Below are 15,893 nucleotides of genomic sequence, written 5' to 3' on the forward strand. Positions count from 1 at the left end.
TACTTTTGTCCATCTACTTATAAATCCCAATATTTCTCTTTTGATAAGAATCCCCCCCCTAAGCACTCAGTAATTATCAATAATTAGTATCACCAGAGATTCCTATGCATCTCACAATCAAGAACAAAAGCTATGAAAACAATACTAACGATTATCTGTTTGTTATTTGTTGTTACACAAATTTATTCCCAAGGAGTCGGTATTGGAACAGTACCCAATGCTTCTGCCATGTTGGACGTAAGTGCTACCAATAGAGGCTTATTAATTCCTAGAATAGCCCTGCTAAACACCTTAGATGGCAGTACCATTAGCAATGGTAATATTACCTCTTTATTGGTCTACAATACGGCTACGGTTGCTGATGTTGTGCCTGGTTATTACTATTGGACGGGTGCAGTTTGGCAGCCCCTAGGGAATGATGCGGACCACGACATTACCAATGAAATTCAAGACTTATCTTATGACCCTAATACAAACATCCTATCCTTAACCAATGATGCGAGCCCTGTTGATTTAACTGCTCTAAAAGATCAGGATTGGTACGAAGTGGGAGGCACCACTCAAGCCAACCATATCAACGATAACATATACACACAAGGCAATGTAGGAATTGGAACAACTAGTCCCTCCACCAAACTACAAATTGGTTCTGGCGCAGGTACTTATAGAACTTGGATGGATTATGGAATCTATCTAGGAGATGATACAGATGGAATTTATGTTGGGGTAAAAGATGAAGGAGCAGATAGAGAAGATGCGATTATTGCATGGGGAGATAACCCTGACGAAAGTTTACGTTTTTTATACAATCAAACTGGCTTGACCACTTCAGAGGAGCACATGAGAATCCAAGGCGGTTCTGGAAATGTAGGAATTGGTACGGCGATTCCAGCCACTAAATTACATGTTTATGATGAAGTAAATGGCGTGTTTACAGGAGCAATAATAGACAATAGAAAAACCTATGGTGTAGGGACTGGCATTGATGAAGTAAGTAGATTGTCTCTTGCTCTTAGTGAAGCAGGAACCCCCAACCCACTTAATCGGGTCATGGGTTATATAGAAGCAGGAACGCATTCAGAAACCAACTCAACGGAAGGTTGGCTTAGCTTGGGAACAAGATCTGCAACTGTTGTAAGTGAGCGATTGCGGATTATTAATAATGGTAATGTAGGAATTGGTACCCCAACTCCTAGCCAAAAATTACATCTAGAAGGCAATCAATACATGCATGATGCCAATCAAAGTGAACTTCATTTGGCTTCCGAAAACAATAGTTCTAACCACAGTGCCGATATTAGAATGTCTAATTTAACCTCTGGTAACGGCTGGTTAATTACAGAAGGAGCTTTAAATGCCAACGATAATTTTACCATTCAATCTTTTAATAGTGCCAATCAGTACCATCAAAGGTTATACATCGATCACGCCACAGGCAATACAGGAATTGGTACCAATACCCCAACCAGCAAACTTACGGTAAATGGCGTACTAGAAATCAATAAAGTGAGTGATGTTAGTACGATTTATTTTACCAGCAGTGCCACTGAACCAGGTTATATCCGACATAGTGGAAATAGCAACAATGCAGAAATGCGATTTGTTGCTTCTGACGACTTTGATGCAGGAAGTCCTGGTGATAAGTTTACCTTTGGGGGGGAAACAGGAAATGTCTTTACTGAAGTAATGAGAATCCAAGGCAATGGAAGTGTAGGAATTGGTACTACTGCGCCTGCTCAACGCTTACACGTTGCTGGGAATATTTTAGTATCTGGAACGATTAGTAGTTCAGACAAGAGATATAAAACGGGCATTACAAAACTAGAACATAGCACAGCCTTATTGGCACAAATTAATCCTGTTTCTTATCATTTTAATACTGCTGCGTTCAAACAAGGTCAATTCGATGACAAATTGCATTTTGGTGTAATTGCACAAGAGTTAGAAACAATTTTACCTAATTTAGTTTATACAGATGAAGAAGGCTACAAAGCTGTTAATTACACCGATTTGATTCCTCTACTCATCAAAAGCAATCAAGAACAACAGGCTCAAATCAAAAAACAAGAGAAAAGATTAGCCCAACAAGAAGCTCAGATGGAGAAATTACTTCAAATGCTCAACGCTTTAAAGCAATAATTTATATGAACGACTATCACGAATTATTATTCAAAGATTAAATCAATCAAATAATGGAAGCATATATTTATGATGCCCTACGAACCCCAAGAGGACGAGGAAATAAAAAAGGCGCTTTGGTTGGAACAACAGCAACACAACTCGTTGTAACGGTTATGGATGCCCTACGCCAACGCCATCAATTGGACACCACCCAAGTAGAAGACATGATCTTAGGTTGTGTAACGCAAATTATGGATCAAGGGGCCAATGTTGCCAAAACAGCTGCCCAACATTCGGGGTATGGCGAACACCTTACTGCTGTTACCCTAAATCGCTTTTGTGGATCGGGGTTAGAAGCTGTCAACCAAGCCGCTGCCTATATCAAATCGGGTTTTAACGACTTGATGTTAGCAGGTGGTGTAGAATCAATGTCTAGAGTAAAAATTGGATTAGATGGCGGTGCCATTGCAATGGATCCTTCTGTTGCTATGCCTGGGCACTTTGTTCCGCAAGGTATTTCTGCCGATTTAATCGCTACTAAATATGGTTACTCTCGTAATGATGTTGATTTATTTGCCTTAGAATCTCAAAAACGTGCCGCTAAAGCTTGGGCTGAAAATGCCTTCGAAAAATCAGTTATTGCCGTTAAGGATATCAATGATTTCTTGGTATTAGATAAAGATGAAAATGTTCGCCCAAGTACCACCCTAGAAGGACTTAGCAACTTAAAGCCAGCTTTTGAAAAACTGGGTGCAATGGGTGGCTTTGATGCTGTTGCCATTGATCGTTATCCCGAAGTTGAAGCAATTAATCACGTTCATCATGCAGGAAATTCCTCTGCTATTGTAGATGGTGCGGCCTTGGCATTGATTGGCAGTAAAGCAGCAGGCGAACGACTTGGTCTACAGCCTAGAGCAAGGATTCGTTCGGTTGCCACGTATGGTACAGATCCTACCATTATGTTAGTGGGGCCAGCTCCTGCTAGTAGACGTGCGCTAAAAAAAGCAGGGATGTCCAAAACCGATATTGACCTATATGAAGTCAACGAAGCCTTTGCTTCTGTTTCTTTGCGCTTCATGGATGACCTTGGGGTTGACCACAACAAAGTTAATGTCAATGGAGGAGCAATTGCCTTGGGACATCCTCTAGGAGCTACAGGGTGCATGTTAATGGGTACGGCATTAGACGAGTTAGAAAGACGAGGATTGAGTACCGCACTAATTACACTCTGTATTGGAGGAGGTATGGGAATTGCGACTATTATAGAACGAGTATAAGCGATCTTTAAATCCTTATTAGTTCGCTCAAAAATTCTTAACTCATTTCTATGGCATTTTCAACCAATAAGTCATTTGCATTCGTAATTTTTTAACTATGATACAAAAACTAATAGCAGGATTTTTAGGCGGTTTGTTTTACATTCTTATTACTTGGTTAGCAACCCTGAGCGGAATTTTGGAATGGTACAAAAATTTTGATCCGAATCATATTACGGAGCTGGTTTCTATTTTTGCCCCCTTCTCGCTCATGGCCATGTTTATATTTGCGAGTATATATGCATACCACAAATGGCAGCCCCAAGAAAAAAGGAAAAAAACATTTAGAAAGTTAATGATAATCGGTTGTGGGTTTGCCTTTGGTGCTACCGTCACACAATTATTATTGATGCAAATAGATGGTACTCCAATTGGTAATTCACTGATTATTGCAGGCTTATTTTTTGCGAGTAGTCTATTTCTTTCATTACTCATTTCTACCTTTTATTTATTTATCAAAAATATCAATCAAGAAGATTAAATTATAATGGAACATACAGCAATAAAAAATGACCTCCTTGAATATGTAATTGATAGCGATGGATTCGCCACGATTACAATCAATATGGTCAAGGAACCAACCAATCTATTTAGCATTGATTTTATCAAGTACTATCTAGAAATTGCGCAACAAATTGTAGAAAAGCCACTGGTTAAAGGAATTATTCTAACTTCTGCCCATCGTGACTTTATGGCTGGTGCCGATCTTAAATTTATTAGTAAACCACCAGAAGATAAAGCAGGGCTTTTTCGAGAAATCATAGAAGTGCATAAGGGCTTTCGTGCCCTCGAACAGTCAGGCAAACCCTTTGTTGCTGCGATCAATGGAACTGCTTTAGGAGGAGGTTATGAACTTGCGTTGACTTGCCATCATAGAATTGCACTGAATAGCTCCAAGATAAAGATTGGCTTGCCAGAAGTGCAACTGGGGCTATTGCCTGGTGGCGGTGGCACACAACGTCTTAGTTATCTAATTGGTATTCCTAAAGCGACTGCTTATATTCTTCAAGCCAAGCAATTTAGACCCGTTCAAGCTTTAGCAGAAGGCTTAGTTGATCAAATTGCTGACGATCAAGATGCCCTTTTAGCCAAAGCTAAACAATGGATTTTGGAGCATGAATCAGTGCAGCAACCTTGGGACAGCAAAAACTATAAAATCCCACAAGGGGGCTTGATGTCCAAAACTGGCTCCGATACCATGATAGGAGGAATTGGAAATTTGCGTAAAAAAACACATGGAAATTACCCTGGCGCACAATACGCTATGGCAGCTATCCACGATGGAATGTTATTGCCTATTGATCGAGGCTTAGAAGTTGAAGCTCGCTATTTTATTAAAGCCTTTTATTCTAAAGAAGCACAAAACATCATTCGTACTGGATTTTTTGCCATCAATGAAGCTAAAAAGGGAAAACTAAAACCCAAAGGGTTTGATTTTTTCAACGTCAATAAAGTGGGCATCTTGGGTGCGGGAATGATGGGAGCAGGAATTGCTTATGTGTCTGCTAAGGCTGGGATGCAAGTTGTACTCAAAGATGTAAGTCTTGAACAAGCAACGAAAGGCAAGGAATATTCTACTCATCTCCTACAAAAAAGCGTTGCTAAAGGTCGCTTATCTACTGAAGCCATGCAAGATACGCTTCATAGAATAACACCAACCCAAGAAGCAGCAAGCTTAGAAGGCTGTGATTTGATTATAGAGGCTGTTTTTGAAGATCCAGCGTTAAAAGCTAAAGTAACTCAAGAAGCAGAACCTAAAATTGCAGCCAATAAAATCTACGCTTCCAATACTTCTACCATTCCGATTAGTTCGTTGGCAAAAGCTGCCGAGCGACCTCAAAATTTTATTGGGATGCACTTCTTTTCTCCCGTTGATAAAATGCCGCTCGTTGAATTGATTGTTGGTCAACAAACATCCGATTATGCTGTGGCTGCTGCCATTGATTATGTCACTCAAATTGGTAAAATTCCAATTGTTGTAAATGATAGTAGAGGATTTTTTACTTCTAGGGTATTTTCTATGTTTACTCGTGAAGGAATTCTTTTACTAAAAGAAGGAGTGCCTGCTCCTATGATCGAAAATATAGCTCGACGAATAGGGATGCCTGTTGGTCCTTTAGCGGTTACGGACGAAGTTTCTCTTACGCTAATGCTTCACGTAATGGACGCAGATGGTGGGGAAAAGAATCCAGTTCATCAAGAATTGTATGCCACGATCAAAAAATTAGCCATTGACCTTGATCGACCAGGCAAAAAAGCGGGAAGAGGATTTTATGAATACCCAGAACAGGGCAAAAAGCATTTGTGGTCGGGTTTAACGGAACACTTTCCTAATAATATTGATTATTTAGAGGCCAATATCATTGGCAAGCGCATTTTGCATATTATGGCACTAGAATCTTATAAGTGCTTGGAAGAAGGCGTGTTAAATTCTCCGACAGATGGCGATGTTGGTTCTTTAACTGGCTTTGGCTTTCCTGCTTATACTGGTGGCGTTTTTTCTTACATCGATTATGTAGGCGTTCAAAATTTTGTGGCAGATTGTGATCAATTTGCAGCGGCTTATGGTTCTAGATTTGAAGTTCCTGCTTCACTTCGCCAAATGGCTGTGGCTGGCAAAACTTTTTACTAGGCTACGGTTTAAATAAGTAGTAGCTCGTATACACTCCCCTATAAAGACGGAATGTACGAACTACTACTTATAATTTTTTACTACCTTCCATTCAATGCTTGCTCTATATCTTCCAAATAAATTTTATCTGGATAATGGGTATAGTGATTAAACATTTTAGAGCCTTTTAAATAAAGTGCTTTGGCGATTTCCAACTCCTTCTCTCGCTCTTGTGGGCTATCTAAAGCTTCCAAAGCCAGTGCTTTATAATAATGACTATCGGCAATATTATTCCAAGCTTCTTGCTTTTCAAATGCAGCAATTGCGGCTTGGTATTTACCTTGTTCAAAATACAACACTCCCAAATGCAAGTAGTCATAAATTCCCGCAGCATTTTCGCTATTCTCCAAATAACCTTCTATCAAATCTAAGGCTTTGAGGGACCTTCCAATTGCTTTATACCACAAGGCCTTGGCTACTGTCAAATGATAATCACCATTAACAGAATGCCCAATATCATAATCAACCAATTTTTCCAAGGCTTCTATATCTTCAATAGCCCCTTTATAATCGCCAAAAAATTGGTATCTGCACCAGCCCCTATAAGCTAAATTATCTTTGGGGTTATAATAGACTGCCTTATCGACCAACTCCTTCCAAGTTATAAAATCGCCACTCTTCAAATAAGCAACAGATTTCTCTCGATAAGCATAGGCAAAAGTCGAATCTATGGCAATTGCTTCATCGTGCACTTCTTGAAATTTTTTGGTAAATTGATAATGCCCTTTTGCTTTTTCCAATGTTTCGCACGCTTGGCATTTTAAGCTATCCCCATAATATTTAAATGCAAGGCAATTAGGTTGGGCATAACTATAGGTCACAGATGCCAATATAAAAATTATAGTTTTTATCATGGTAAAATTTCTTTAATCCTCCCCTCTTCTATTATAAAAGTAAGATAGAGATAGTAATCAATAGGTGTTCCTTCATAGCGTTGAGGCACCCAGCCGTCAAGGTCTTTTGTAATGGTTAATAATTGCTCAACAATTCGAGCATCAAATTTTTTTGCTTGATAATTGGCATCTGCTTCCATTAATCTAAAACGCCCTGCTTTTCCTTCGCAATTTACAATAAAACGGATGCGAATCATCCCATTTTGGTCTTCAGCTTTTACGGTCTGGTATCGCTGTTTAAACTGCCGAACCAGTTCTTTTTTCTCTCCCTTGTATTGAAATCCATTGGAGGTATTAAAATATTGATAAACCCTTTCTTCTCCATAGCAAAGTTTAAAGTTTTTATCGTCTACCTTGGGATTGGCAACAAGGTCTCCTACCCATCGAAGATAGCCCTGTTTTTCGACAGGAATTTTTTTGTCAATGGTACAACTACTAATGGTTGTTAACAATACGATTATAAGTATTAGGTGCTTCATTTGATTAGATTGTTTAGACGCAATATCTAAAATCTAAAGCAAGATTTACCATATTGCAAAGAATTTAATATTTCTATAACTAAAACTATAGTTAAACAACATTAATCCTACAAAAAGCCCTGCGACCTATAATGCCGCAGGGCTATAAACATAAAATACTAACCTTATTAGTTTCTTTTATTGTAGGATCAACTCTTTGAAAATTTGATCTATTTTGCCCTCTGTAACAGAAGCGTACACCATCTCATAATTAATATCTTTAATTTCTTCGGTAATTTCAGTGGGTTCAAAATCTACCTCGCTGTATTGATAGATCGACCATTTTTTGTCCACATATTCTAAGGCGGTCAAGTTTTCAATCCAATCTCCTGAGTTTAAATAAGTAGTTTGCCCTTTATGGGTTGCAATCGACCTAATTTGCGGTTGATGAATGTGCCCTAACACTACATAATCATAACTTTTTTCAATGGCTAATTCTGCTGCAACTGTTTCAAAATCCTTAACGTATTTCACGGCTCTTTTCACACTATCTTTTACTTTTTTAGACAAAGACATTCTAGGTTTCCCTACCGATTTTAGCACATAATTCACCCCTAAATTAATCGCCACCAAAGCATCATACCCTGCTCCCCCCAATTTGGCCAACCACTTGGCACAGGTAACAGAAGTATCAAATACATCGCCATGAAAAAACCAAGCAACTTTTCCATCCAGTTCCAACAACAATTTGTTGTCCATATAAAAATTCCCCATTTGCATTGGAACAAATTTACGAAGCATTTCATCGTGGTTGCCTGTCAAATAATAAACTTTTGTTCCTTTAGAAGCCATTTTTACAATTTGACTAATCACCGCCAAATGTGGTTTAGGAAAATAGCTTTTTTTGAATTGCCAAATATCAATAATATCACCATTCAGCACCAATATTTTAGGTTTGACGGACTTTAGATAGTTTACCAATTCTGTTGCATGGCAGCCATAAGTTCCCAAATGAATGTCAGAAAGTACCAGAACGTCTAATTTTCGCTTTGCCATTGCTATCGATAAGGTTTTATGCCAACAAATGAAAAATATTCCCACAGTCCCCAATAAGCCCTCTGCACATCTGAAGATAAGGTCGAAAACTTATTTTCTAAAACAGGCAATAAATGCCCGTCCATTCGAACATGATTGTTCTTCATATGCATTTTGAACAACGGATTTCCACTGTTGTGAAAATCAACAACGGCAATGATTCCTCCTGGTTTAATATCTTTATAAGCTTGTTCAATTAAGTTCTCCCACTGAGGATTTATCATTGTCAACGCATAAGAAAATACCACTACATCAAAGCTTTCCTCCCGCAGCAAAGGTCTTTCCCCATAAGCCTGAGGCAATAAATCTACTCGATTGCTATAGGGCTCCATCTTTTTCTGCGACAAAGCAATCATATCTTCTGAGACATCCATTCCTACTAATTGTGCATTTACAAAATAAGAAGCAAAATTATGTAAATTATACCCTGTACCACAGCCCACTTCCAGAATTCGAATAGCAGCATCTCGCGCTATAGGCAGTTGGTGCACCAAATTAGTTCTACCAAAAAGAAATGCCCACCTCGTTTTGTCATAAATTTTGGATTGGAACTTATAATATCTCTTCATCGCATGATTTTGCGAAGTAATGTCTTGGAATGCTGGAATCATAATTTAATGTTATTTTATATGGTTCTTTGATGACCACAAATTATTCTTATAATAAAAATAAAGGCGTAAGTAGCTCTCTCGTTCGTGTGATTGGGAAAGACAATACGAGTCTGAATTTTACGATTGTACCACACCACAATAAACGCTACCATAGGTGCCTACTCGATCTTGAAGGTGTTGTGCTTTTGTAACTTGATCATCAAAATTGACCTTTCTTCTTACAAAATCAGGAAAGAAATCTATTTTTACTGCTCCTGATCGTAGTAGTATTTTAGTGCCAGGTCGGCTATTTTTGAGGATTAAATCCCACTCCTCTTCCAAGGCAGGGACATCGTTGGCAGCCAACCAGTCTTGATGATCCAACAAGACAAAATGACTGTATGAATTAGGATTGTCTTTGAGAAATTGTGAAATGGTGGTTGTATGGGTCTGTATTTTTTCCTGTTCTTTTTTTAGGGTATCAAAGTGTTCTTTTTTCAGATAATTAGGGCAGCATTCTGGAGTATATTTTCCATTGATATAAAGCTGCCAAAAATAATTATCACGAATTGGTAATTTGGTAAAAATATAGCGCAATGAATCTTGAATAAAACGAATCACACCACCAATATATTCCTCCTCTACCAACTTAGATTGGGATCTTGGTATACCCAATAAACTTAGCGTAACAGGCTGTTTCATTGCCCATTGAATAAAATTCCCAATGATCTTTTTTTCAATGATATTGTACCAATAAGTCTGAATTTCTAAGGTAGGAGCATTCAACAACTGTTGAACATTGGAGTACAAGGATTTTCGCAGGCGCATATAATAACCAAACAACCAAGCAAAAGTCCCCGCTGTACCATAAAAATAAAAACTGGGACGAAAACGATTAGCACCAAAGTAAGGTTCTACTTTTTTGTCCCAAAATTTTTGAGCAAAATCAGGCAAATGCTCCCTTAGATAGCGCTCATAACAATAGATTGGCGTTTCGTGCTTCCCCTCTCCAAAAAATTGAAACAACTGGCTGTGGGCATCTATCTTGTAAAAGGCTTTTTTTAGTTCTAACAACGAATTTTGGCGGTAATTGACATCTACACAGTGAATTGCAGCAGGTTTATCCAGCGCATAGTCCAAGGCATTGCAACCCGCACTTGTAATCATAACCAGTTCACTGGCTTCGTCAATTTCAAGTAATGCTCGATCACATTTGGGATCTTCCCAACAAGTGTTGTAAATTAGATTATTACCATGGATTTTGCCAAACATCCAATCTTTTGCCTTATTTGTAGCAGCTTGAATCATACTTATTTTTGTTGTAATTAAATAAAGTATTTTACGTTGCTACAAATAAACAGCATTTGGCTCAAACCCTAACCAATATAAAGTTTAAGGATATAAAAAATCCTTTTAATCATTTATTTACAAAGCCATCTAAAAATTAAGCTTTTGTAAAATCGCCTCTTTTTAATCTTTTAACTGCTGCATAATTTCTGTACAAGTTTTCTGTTTGTCCTTGGCATTTGTAATTAAACCAGAAGCTGCAATTCCCCAAACACCTGTGCTTAAAATTGCCTTAATATCAGATGGATTAATTCCTCCAATAGCCAATACAGGAATATCTATTTCTTGTGCTTTCATTTGGTCGATAATTCTAGTATAACCGTCTATTCCCAAAACAGGGCTTATTTTTTTCTTTGTTGTTGTATACCGAAAAGGCCCCAAGCCAATATAATCCACTTGCTCCTTAGACAGTCGTTGTACATCTTCCCAAGTATTGGCTGTTCCACCAATTATTATATCTCCTACTATTTTCCTAGCTTCTAACGGAGACATATCTTCCTTGCCTAGATGCAATCCATCTGCTTGGACAGCCTTGGCAACAGCTGCATTGTCATTGATGGTTAACTTAACCTGATAGTTTTGGCAAATTGTTTTGGCAGCCATAGCCGTATCCAAGTACTCTTGAAAGGTTACTTCCTTCATCCTTAACTGCACCCATTTACAACCTGCTTGGCAGGCTTCTTTAATCGCTTCTAAATGCGTTAATCCTACCTTAGATTGAGAAACATAATGCAATCGTGGAATCTCTTTTTTTATCATTGTCAATTCTTTTTTTAGGACTTGAACATAGTCCTCCATAAATCGGTATTCTTTGGTTTTTAATCGTTTTCTAATCGCAGAAATAGGAAAGCTAATAATGCCAGAAGCTTGATGTTTTACGGCTATATCTTTCCCTTGATAATCCTTATAAGCAATCCATTCAAAGCCCAGTTGGTCTACTAAATATTGTCCCAAAGCATAGCCCAACCCTGTTGCTATCATAAATTTACGAGGACGTTTCCACCAAGTCGTTTGCATTGCATTTTCAAAGGCATCATCCAATAAGGAAATCGTCAAAGTAGCAATTTCCTTCCCACTGTATTTTTCAATTAGCCCCTCTCCCAATTCCAGCGCATCTTTTTTCCAAGCCAATTCCTTTTTGTTTAATGTTTTTTCTTCGTATTGCCCCATCAATTTATACTACTTATGTTTATAATGATACCCCAATAAAGTGTTATTAGAATTTAAAAATGCCGTGATATAACTTTTGGCCTGTTGGCAAGCTTCTAATAAATCATAACCCAAGGCTAGGTTTGCTACAATTGCCGCAGAGAGCACACAACCAGAGCCATGTTTCTCATAATATACTTTTTGTTGAGGCGCTAAGGTATGTATTGTATTATCTTCTAATAAAAAATCCGTTCCTTTTTGCACCTCGTTATGCCCGCCTTTGTATAACACATTGCAGTAATCCGCTAAGGCTTTGGCAACAGCCATTAGAGCTTGTCCCTCTGTTCCTATCTTTTTCAATTCTTGTGCATTGGGAGTCAGTAAATAAACATTCGAAAGCCATTGTTTTAATGTTTCTAAGCTTACTTCTTCATGGAAATTAAATCCTGCGCTTGCTCTAAAAATCGGATCGACAACAATCTTTAAAGAAGGATTTAACCTTAGCAAATGTTTGGTGATAGCCGCTAAAACTTCCCAATTTTGAATCAAACCTATTTTACAAAAATGAATGGGGTATTCTTGAAACAATATGCTTATTTGTGCCTTTATCAAGTCTTGATCGACCCAGTCTACCCGCCTAAAAACAGACTCATGCTGAACCGTTATGGCAGTAGCAACTGTCAGCCCATAAACCCCCTGCGCTTCCATTGTTTTGGCATCTGCAACCAAACCTGCACCACCACTAGGGTCAAAGCCTGCAATGCTCAACGCATAGGGTCTATTGCTTGTATTTTTTTGCATAATTTCTGGTAATTTTCTAGTGCTGAAGCCTTGCCATTCCACACTGCCCCCAAAAAAGCAACCGCTTTGAACCCACGCTCATAAGCAGCTGCTAAAGTTCTCGCATTAACTCCTCCCAAAGCGATCAATTGGAACGGGAAAGACAAATCATGTATGCTCCAATTTTCTGTTGGTTGATAATTGGGTTTAGAAATACTTGGAAAAACAGGGCTCAACGTCACATAATCCAATTGCTTTGGTAAGGTTAAAAGATCTATTCTTTGGTGAATTGCTGTGCCTATTATTCGGTCTTTAGCATGACACGTTTCTATTAGTTGTTTTAATGCCTCAGAAGATAGCGCTCTACGAGCAGACTCTGTTAAGTGTACCCCCAATAAATTAAATTCTTCGACCAGTTCTAAATGCTGATGAAGGATAATTCTAGCATAAAATTTAGCATTAATTTTTTTTAGTAAGTCAACACAATCTGCCTTAGTTGCCATTGGTTTTCTAAGATGCAAGCAAGGTAAACCATTTTCAAATAAATGATTCAGGATAAGTGCTTCTTCTTGAAAAAAAATAGGCGTTGAGTACAATCTATGCTCCATATTTTAGCGTAAATTTAAATGACACCTAAGTCGCCCAAAACTTTACCAACAATGGTCTTTCTACACATCATAAAATCATTGTCTTTGATAGCTCCCACTGCCGCTTCTATATTATTAACAAAAACAAAACGCTCTCCATCAGGACGTTCTATATACCCCACAAACCAGCCAATATTTCTATTGCCATCAATCGCCCAACCCGTCTTGCCTCTCATAACCATTCCAGAAGAATCAGAAGCAATCACCATAATGTCCCTCATTTTTTGCTGAGTAGAGGGCTTGATCGGTAACTCATTATTTGCCAACCGCTCTATAAAATCAAGCTGTTGATAGGGCGTTACCGTAGATTTCCCTTTCAACCAAAAATCAGAAATGGTTTCTTTTCTAATGTCCATTTTGCCAAACTGCAATTTATTAACCCATTCTTGCATCCGTAAAGGTCCTATACGCCTAGCAATCTCTTGATAATAAGGTACACAAGAAACCTTAAAAGCCGTTTTCATAGTATGATCCTGATTCCAAACTGCAATTTGACGAACAACAGAGTCCCATTTAATTAACATATTTTCGTCTGTTGCAACCCCTGTCTCTAAAGCAGTTATAGAATTGACAATTTTAAAAGTAGATGCAGGCAAGAAGCCCTGTAAACAACGGTTCGAATTGTAAACATACAGCTGTTTACTATTTAATGATTTTAACAAAAAACAACCTTCCACAGCATATTCTTTGTACAAAGCATCCAAGTCTAACTTGGCAGATTCATTCGTTTCGGTACAACTAACACAGATACAAATGAACGGAATTAATAACAATAAAAATGGTTTCATAATTTGAATTTTAAATAACTCTAGCAATAAAAATTACACCTTTGTTAGGTTAGACTTCTCCTTCAATTAATTCCCTCTCCTTTGCCACCAAAATAAACAATTGCTCAATTAATTTATATCATTCTACCCAATAGTTCATTGATTTTTTGTTTTTTTGCTGACCAAATACAAAGTAAACGAACAATAAGACCATGAAATAAAAATATTAAAATCGTTTCTCCCAATCGTCCCAATATCAACCAAGTAATATGATGCAGCACAAAAAGAAGTTTTTATTTATTCTAGCGGTCGCTCTTTTTTTCTTTTTGGAAGCTTGCCAGAAAGAATATTCCTTTGACCCGAAGTACTTTCCTGAACAACTTTCTGATACAGATATTTTCAGTGGAAATATCGCTAATTTAACCCCTTCCCCCAACTATCATTTGTATGAATTATCTTCTGGGCTTTTTTCTGATTATTCGGAAAAACAACGATTAATTAAACTGCCTACAGGCACTCAATTGACCCAAACAGGTTATGCCCTGCCTGATTTCCCCGATGGCACTACTCTTGTCAAGACGTTTTATTATTGGAATGACGAAAGAGACACTACTCAAGGAAAAAAGATTGTTGAAACAAGGCTTTTAGTCCTAAATGAAGGAGAATGGCAAACGGCCGTCTATCAATGGAATACGGCTCAAACCGAAGCCTATTTATTAAGTAGTGGCGCTAATTTACCTATCCATTGGATCAATAAAAAAGGAGAGCCACAAATAACAACCTACCATATTCCCAATTTACAGGAGTGCCTTACTTGCCATCAAGTAGATGAACAAATGGAACCCACTGGTTTTAAACTGCACAATTTAAATAGACTGGTCAAAAAAGGAGGACAAAACGTTAACCAATTGGCTTATTTCCAAACAATTAATTTAATCAACCAGTTTGATTGGAATAATTTAGAAAAATTACCCAGTTACAAGGATCATAGCCTGCCTGATGCCGAAAGAAGTCGGGCTTATATGGATATTAATTGCGCTCATTGTCATTCTCCTGCGGGTATGATGGGGGACATGGATTTAGACTTAAGATACTATACTCCTATTGAACATACAGGAATTCTTAGCCGCAAGGACAAAATGCTCGACCAAATGGCATCGGGGTATATGCCACTGATAGGAACAAGCCTAGTAGACCAAGAATACATCGATCAAACCATTCAATATTTAAATAGTTTATAACATGAGATATTTAGTTTTAATCGTTATCCTCTTGTACACTGTTTATCAAGGGCAAGCACAAGAAACAGCTACCTTAAATAGCAAATGGTCTTTGGAAGCGCTATTTTCTCCTAATTTTTCTTATCGGATATTGACCAATTCGGGCAGCGAGAAATGGCTAAAAGAAGAACGAGAACGCACAGAAATTGGTCGTTTAGGTTATAGTGCCAGATTTATGATCAACTATCATTTGCACGAGCGCTGGCACCTTGGATTTGGCGCAGCTTATTCTAGTATTGGTTACAATACTCGCCCAACCTCCATTGCGTGGAACGCTTCTATTAATAATGCTCCCACAACGCTACGAATGTCAAACCGTTATTCTTATGTAGGGATTTATCTCTTAGGGAATTACCAACTGATTCAACACAAAAGATGGGGTGGTTATCTAACTTTTGGTGCGATTATGAATACTTATTTAGATAAAAATTTATTGACCGAAATCCAAACCAATGGTCAATGGACCAGTAGCGATAACTGGGGATTTGAATACGATCGACACAGTCTATTTGTCCTTGCAGGTATTGGTGGAAGCTATCGGTTGATTCAAGGCTTGCACTTAGTGGTTAATCTTAATTTTTCTCAGGCGCTAATGCCCAACAGCAGTAGTTCGAGAACTCAGGAGTTTTTGAATTCCTTGAATTTGGACTTGGGGCTTAATTATCGATTTCAAGGTAAAAAAAAGGAATAAAACATCCCCTTTCCCTAGCTTTTTGAAAAATCGTGTGGGGTATTAAACAATCCTGCTCTCTTATTACTACTTTGGTTATAGGTCGTAA

Annotated in this window: 15 protein-coding genes; 6 read left to right on the forward strand and 9 right to left on the reverse strand. The window is 38.0% G+C overall.

The genetic code is table 11. From position 1 onward, the window contains the following. Positions 1-132 precede the first annotated feature (132 nt). The 4 genes from AsAng_RS11600 to AsAng_RS11615 all read left to right on the forward strand — a co-directional run bounded on the left by AsAng_RS11600 (position 133) and on the right by AsAng_RS11615 (position 6,069). Positions 133-2,139 (forward strand): tail fiber domain-containing protein, encoded by a 2,007-nt coding sequence (locus tag AsAng_RS11600; protein WP_264792950.1) that lies wholly within the window; start codon positions 133-135, stop codon positions 2,137-2,139. 50 nt (positions 2,140-2,189) lie between these two features. Then, positions 2,190-3,398 carry an acetyl-CoA C-acetyltransferase gene (locus tag AsAng_RS11605; protein WP_407655331.1) on the forward strand — a complete coding sequence of 403 codons (1,209 nt, stop codon included), beginning with the start codon at positions 2,190-2,192 and terminating at the stop codon, positions 3,396-3,398. Positions 3,399-3,495: 97 nt separating this feature from the next. Further along, complete coding sequence (locus AsAng_RS11610) at positions 3,496-3,918, forward strand: hypothetical protein (RefSeq protein WP_264792952.1); 423 nt, start codon at positions 3,496-3,498, stop codon at positions 3,916-3,918. A 6-nt stretch (positions 3,919-3,924) separates the two neighbouring features. Next, positions 3,925-6,069, forward strand: coding sequence for a 3-hydroxyacyl-CoA dehydrogenase NAD-binding domain-containing protein (locus AsAng_RS11615; RefSeq protein WP_264792953.1), 2,145 nt, complete (start codon positions 3,925-3,927; stop codon positions 6,067-6,069). Positions 6,070-6,149: 80 nt separating this feature from the next. On the opposite strand, the gene AsAng_RS11620 is transcribed toward AsAng_RS11615, so the two are convergent. From AsAng_RS11620 to AsAng_RS11660, 9 genes are all read right to left on the reverse strand, one after another. Then, entirely contained in the window at positions 6,150-6,962 is an 813-nt protein-coding gene (locus AsAng_RS11620; protein WP_264792954.1) for a tetratricopeptide repeat protein, read from the reverse strand. Continuing rightward, complete coding sequence (locus AsAng_RS11625; RefSeq protein ID WP_264792955.1) at positions 6,959-7,480, reverse strand: hypothetical protein; 522 nt, start codon at positions 7,478-7,480, stop codon at positions 6,959-6,961. The genes AsAng_RS11620 and AsAng_RS11625 overlap by 4 nt, the downstream gene beginning before the upstream one ends. Before the next feature lie 177 nt (positions 7,481-7,657). Then, the gene (locus AsAng_RS11630) at positions 7,658-8,515 is read right to left on the reverse strand and encodes a UDP-2,3-diacylglucosamine diphosphatase (RefSeq protein WP_264792956.1); all 858 of its coding nucleotides are present in this window, start codon (positions 8,513-8,515) and stop codon (positions 7,658-7,660) included. 2 nt (positions 8,516-8,517) lie between these two features. Next, positions 8,518-9,165, reverse strand: coding sequence for a class I SAM-dependent methyltransferase (locus AsAng_RS11635; RefSeq protein ID WP_264792957.1), 648 nt, complete (start codon positions 9,163-9,165; stop codon positions 8,518-8,520). Between the two features lie 117 nt (positions 9,166-9,282). Next, positions 9,283-10,452 carry a DUF3419 family protein gene (locus AsAng_RS11640; RefSeq protein ID WP_264792958.1) on the reverse strand — a complete coding sequence of 390 codons (1,170 nt, stop codon included), beginning with the start codon at positions 10,450-10,452 and terminating at the stop codon, positions 9,283-9,285. A gap of 162 nt (positions 10,453-10,614) precedes the next feature. Continuing rightward, entirely contained in the window at positions 10,615-11,661 is a 1,047-nt protein-coding gene (locus tag AsAng_RS11645; RefSeq protein WP_264792959.1) for a thiamine phosphate synthase, read from the reverse strand. A 9-nt stretch (positions 11,662-11,670) separates the two neighbouring features. Further along, positions 11,671-12,441, reverse strand: a complete 771-nt coding sequence (locus AsAng_RS11650) for a hydroxymethylpyrimidine/phosphomethylpyrimidine kinase (protein ID WP_264792960.1) — start codon at positions 12,439-12,441, stop codon at positions 11,671-11,673. Further along, entirely contained in the window at positions 12,405-13,028 is a 624-nt protein-coding gene (locus AsAng_RS11655) for a thiamine phosphate synthase (RefSeq protein WP_264792961.1), read from the reverse strand. The genes AsAng_RS11650 and AsAng_RS11655 overlap by 37 nt, the downstream gene beginning before the upstream one ends. Positions 13,029-13,042: 14 nt before the next feature. Beyond that, entirely contained in the window at positions 13,043-13,855 is an 813-nt protein-coding gene (locus AsAng_RS11660) for a penicillin-binding transpeptidase domain-containing protein (RefSeq protein WP_264792962.1), read from the reverse strand. A gap of 248 nt (positions 13,856-14,103) precedes the next feature. Between AsAng_RS11660 and AsAng_RS11665 the strand changes: the two genes are divergently transcribed. Together AsAng_RS11665 and AsAng_RS11670 are read left to right on the forward strand one after the other, a co-directional pair. Then, the gene (locus tag AsAng_RS11665) at positions 14,104-15,075 is read left to right on the forward strand and encodes a hypothetical protein (RefSeq protein WP_264792963.1); all 972 of its coding nucleotides are present in this window, start codon (positions 14,104-14,106) and stop codon (positions 15,073-15,075) included. A gap of 1 nt (position 15,076) precedes the next feature. Beyond that, positions 15,077-15,805 carry a PorT family protein gene (locus AsAng_RS11670; protein WP_264792964.1) on the forward strand — a complete coding sequence of 243 codons (729 nt, stop codon included), beginning with the start codon at positions 15,077-15,079 and terminating at the stop codon, positions 15,803-15,805. Positions 15,806-15,893 lie beyond the last annotated feature (88 nt).

The sequence above is a fragment of the Aureispira anguillae genome (assembly GCF_026000115.1).
In the GTDB taxonomy this organism is placed as follows: Bacteria; Bacteroidota; Bacteroidia; order Chitinophagales; family Saprospiraceae; genus Aureispira; species Aureispira anguillae.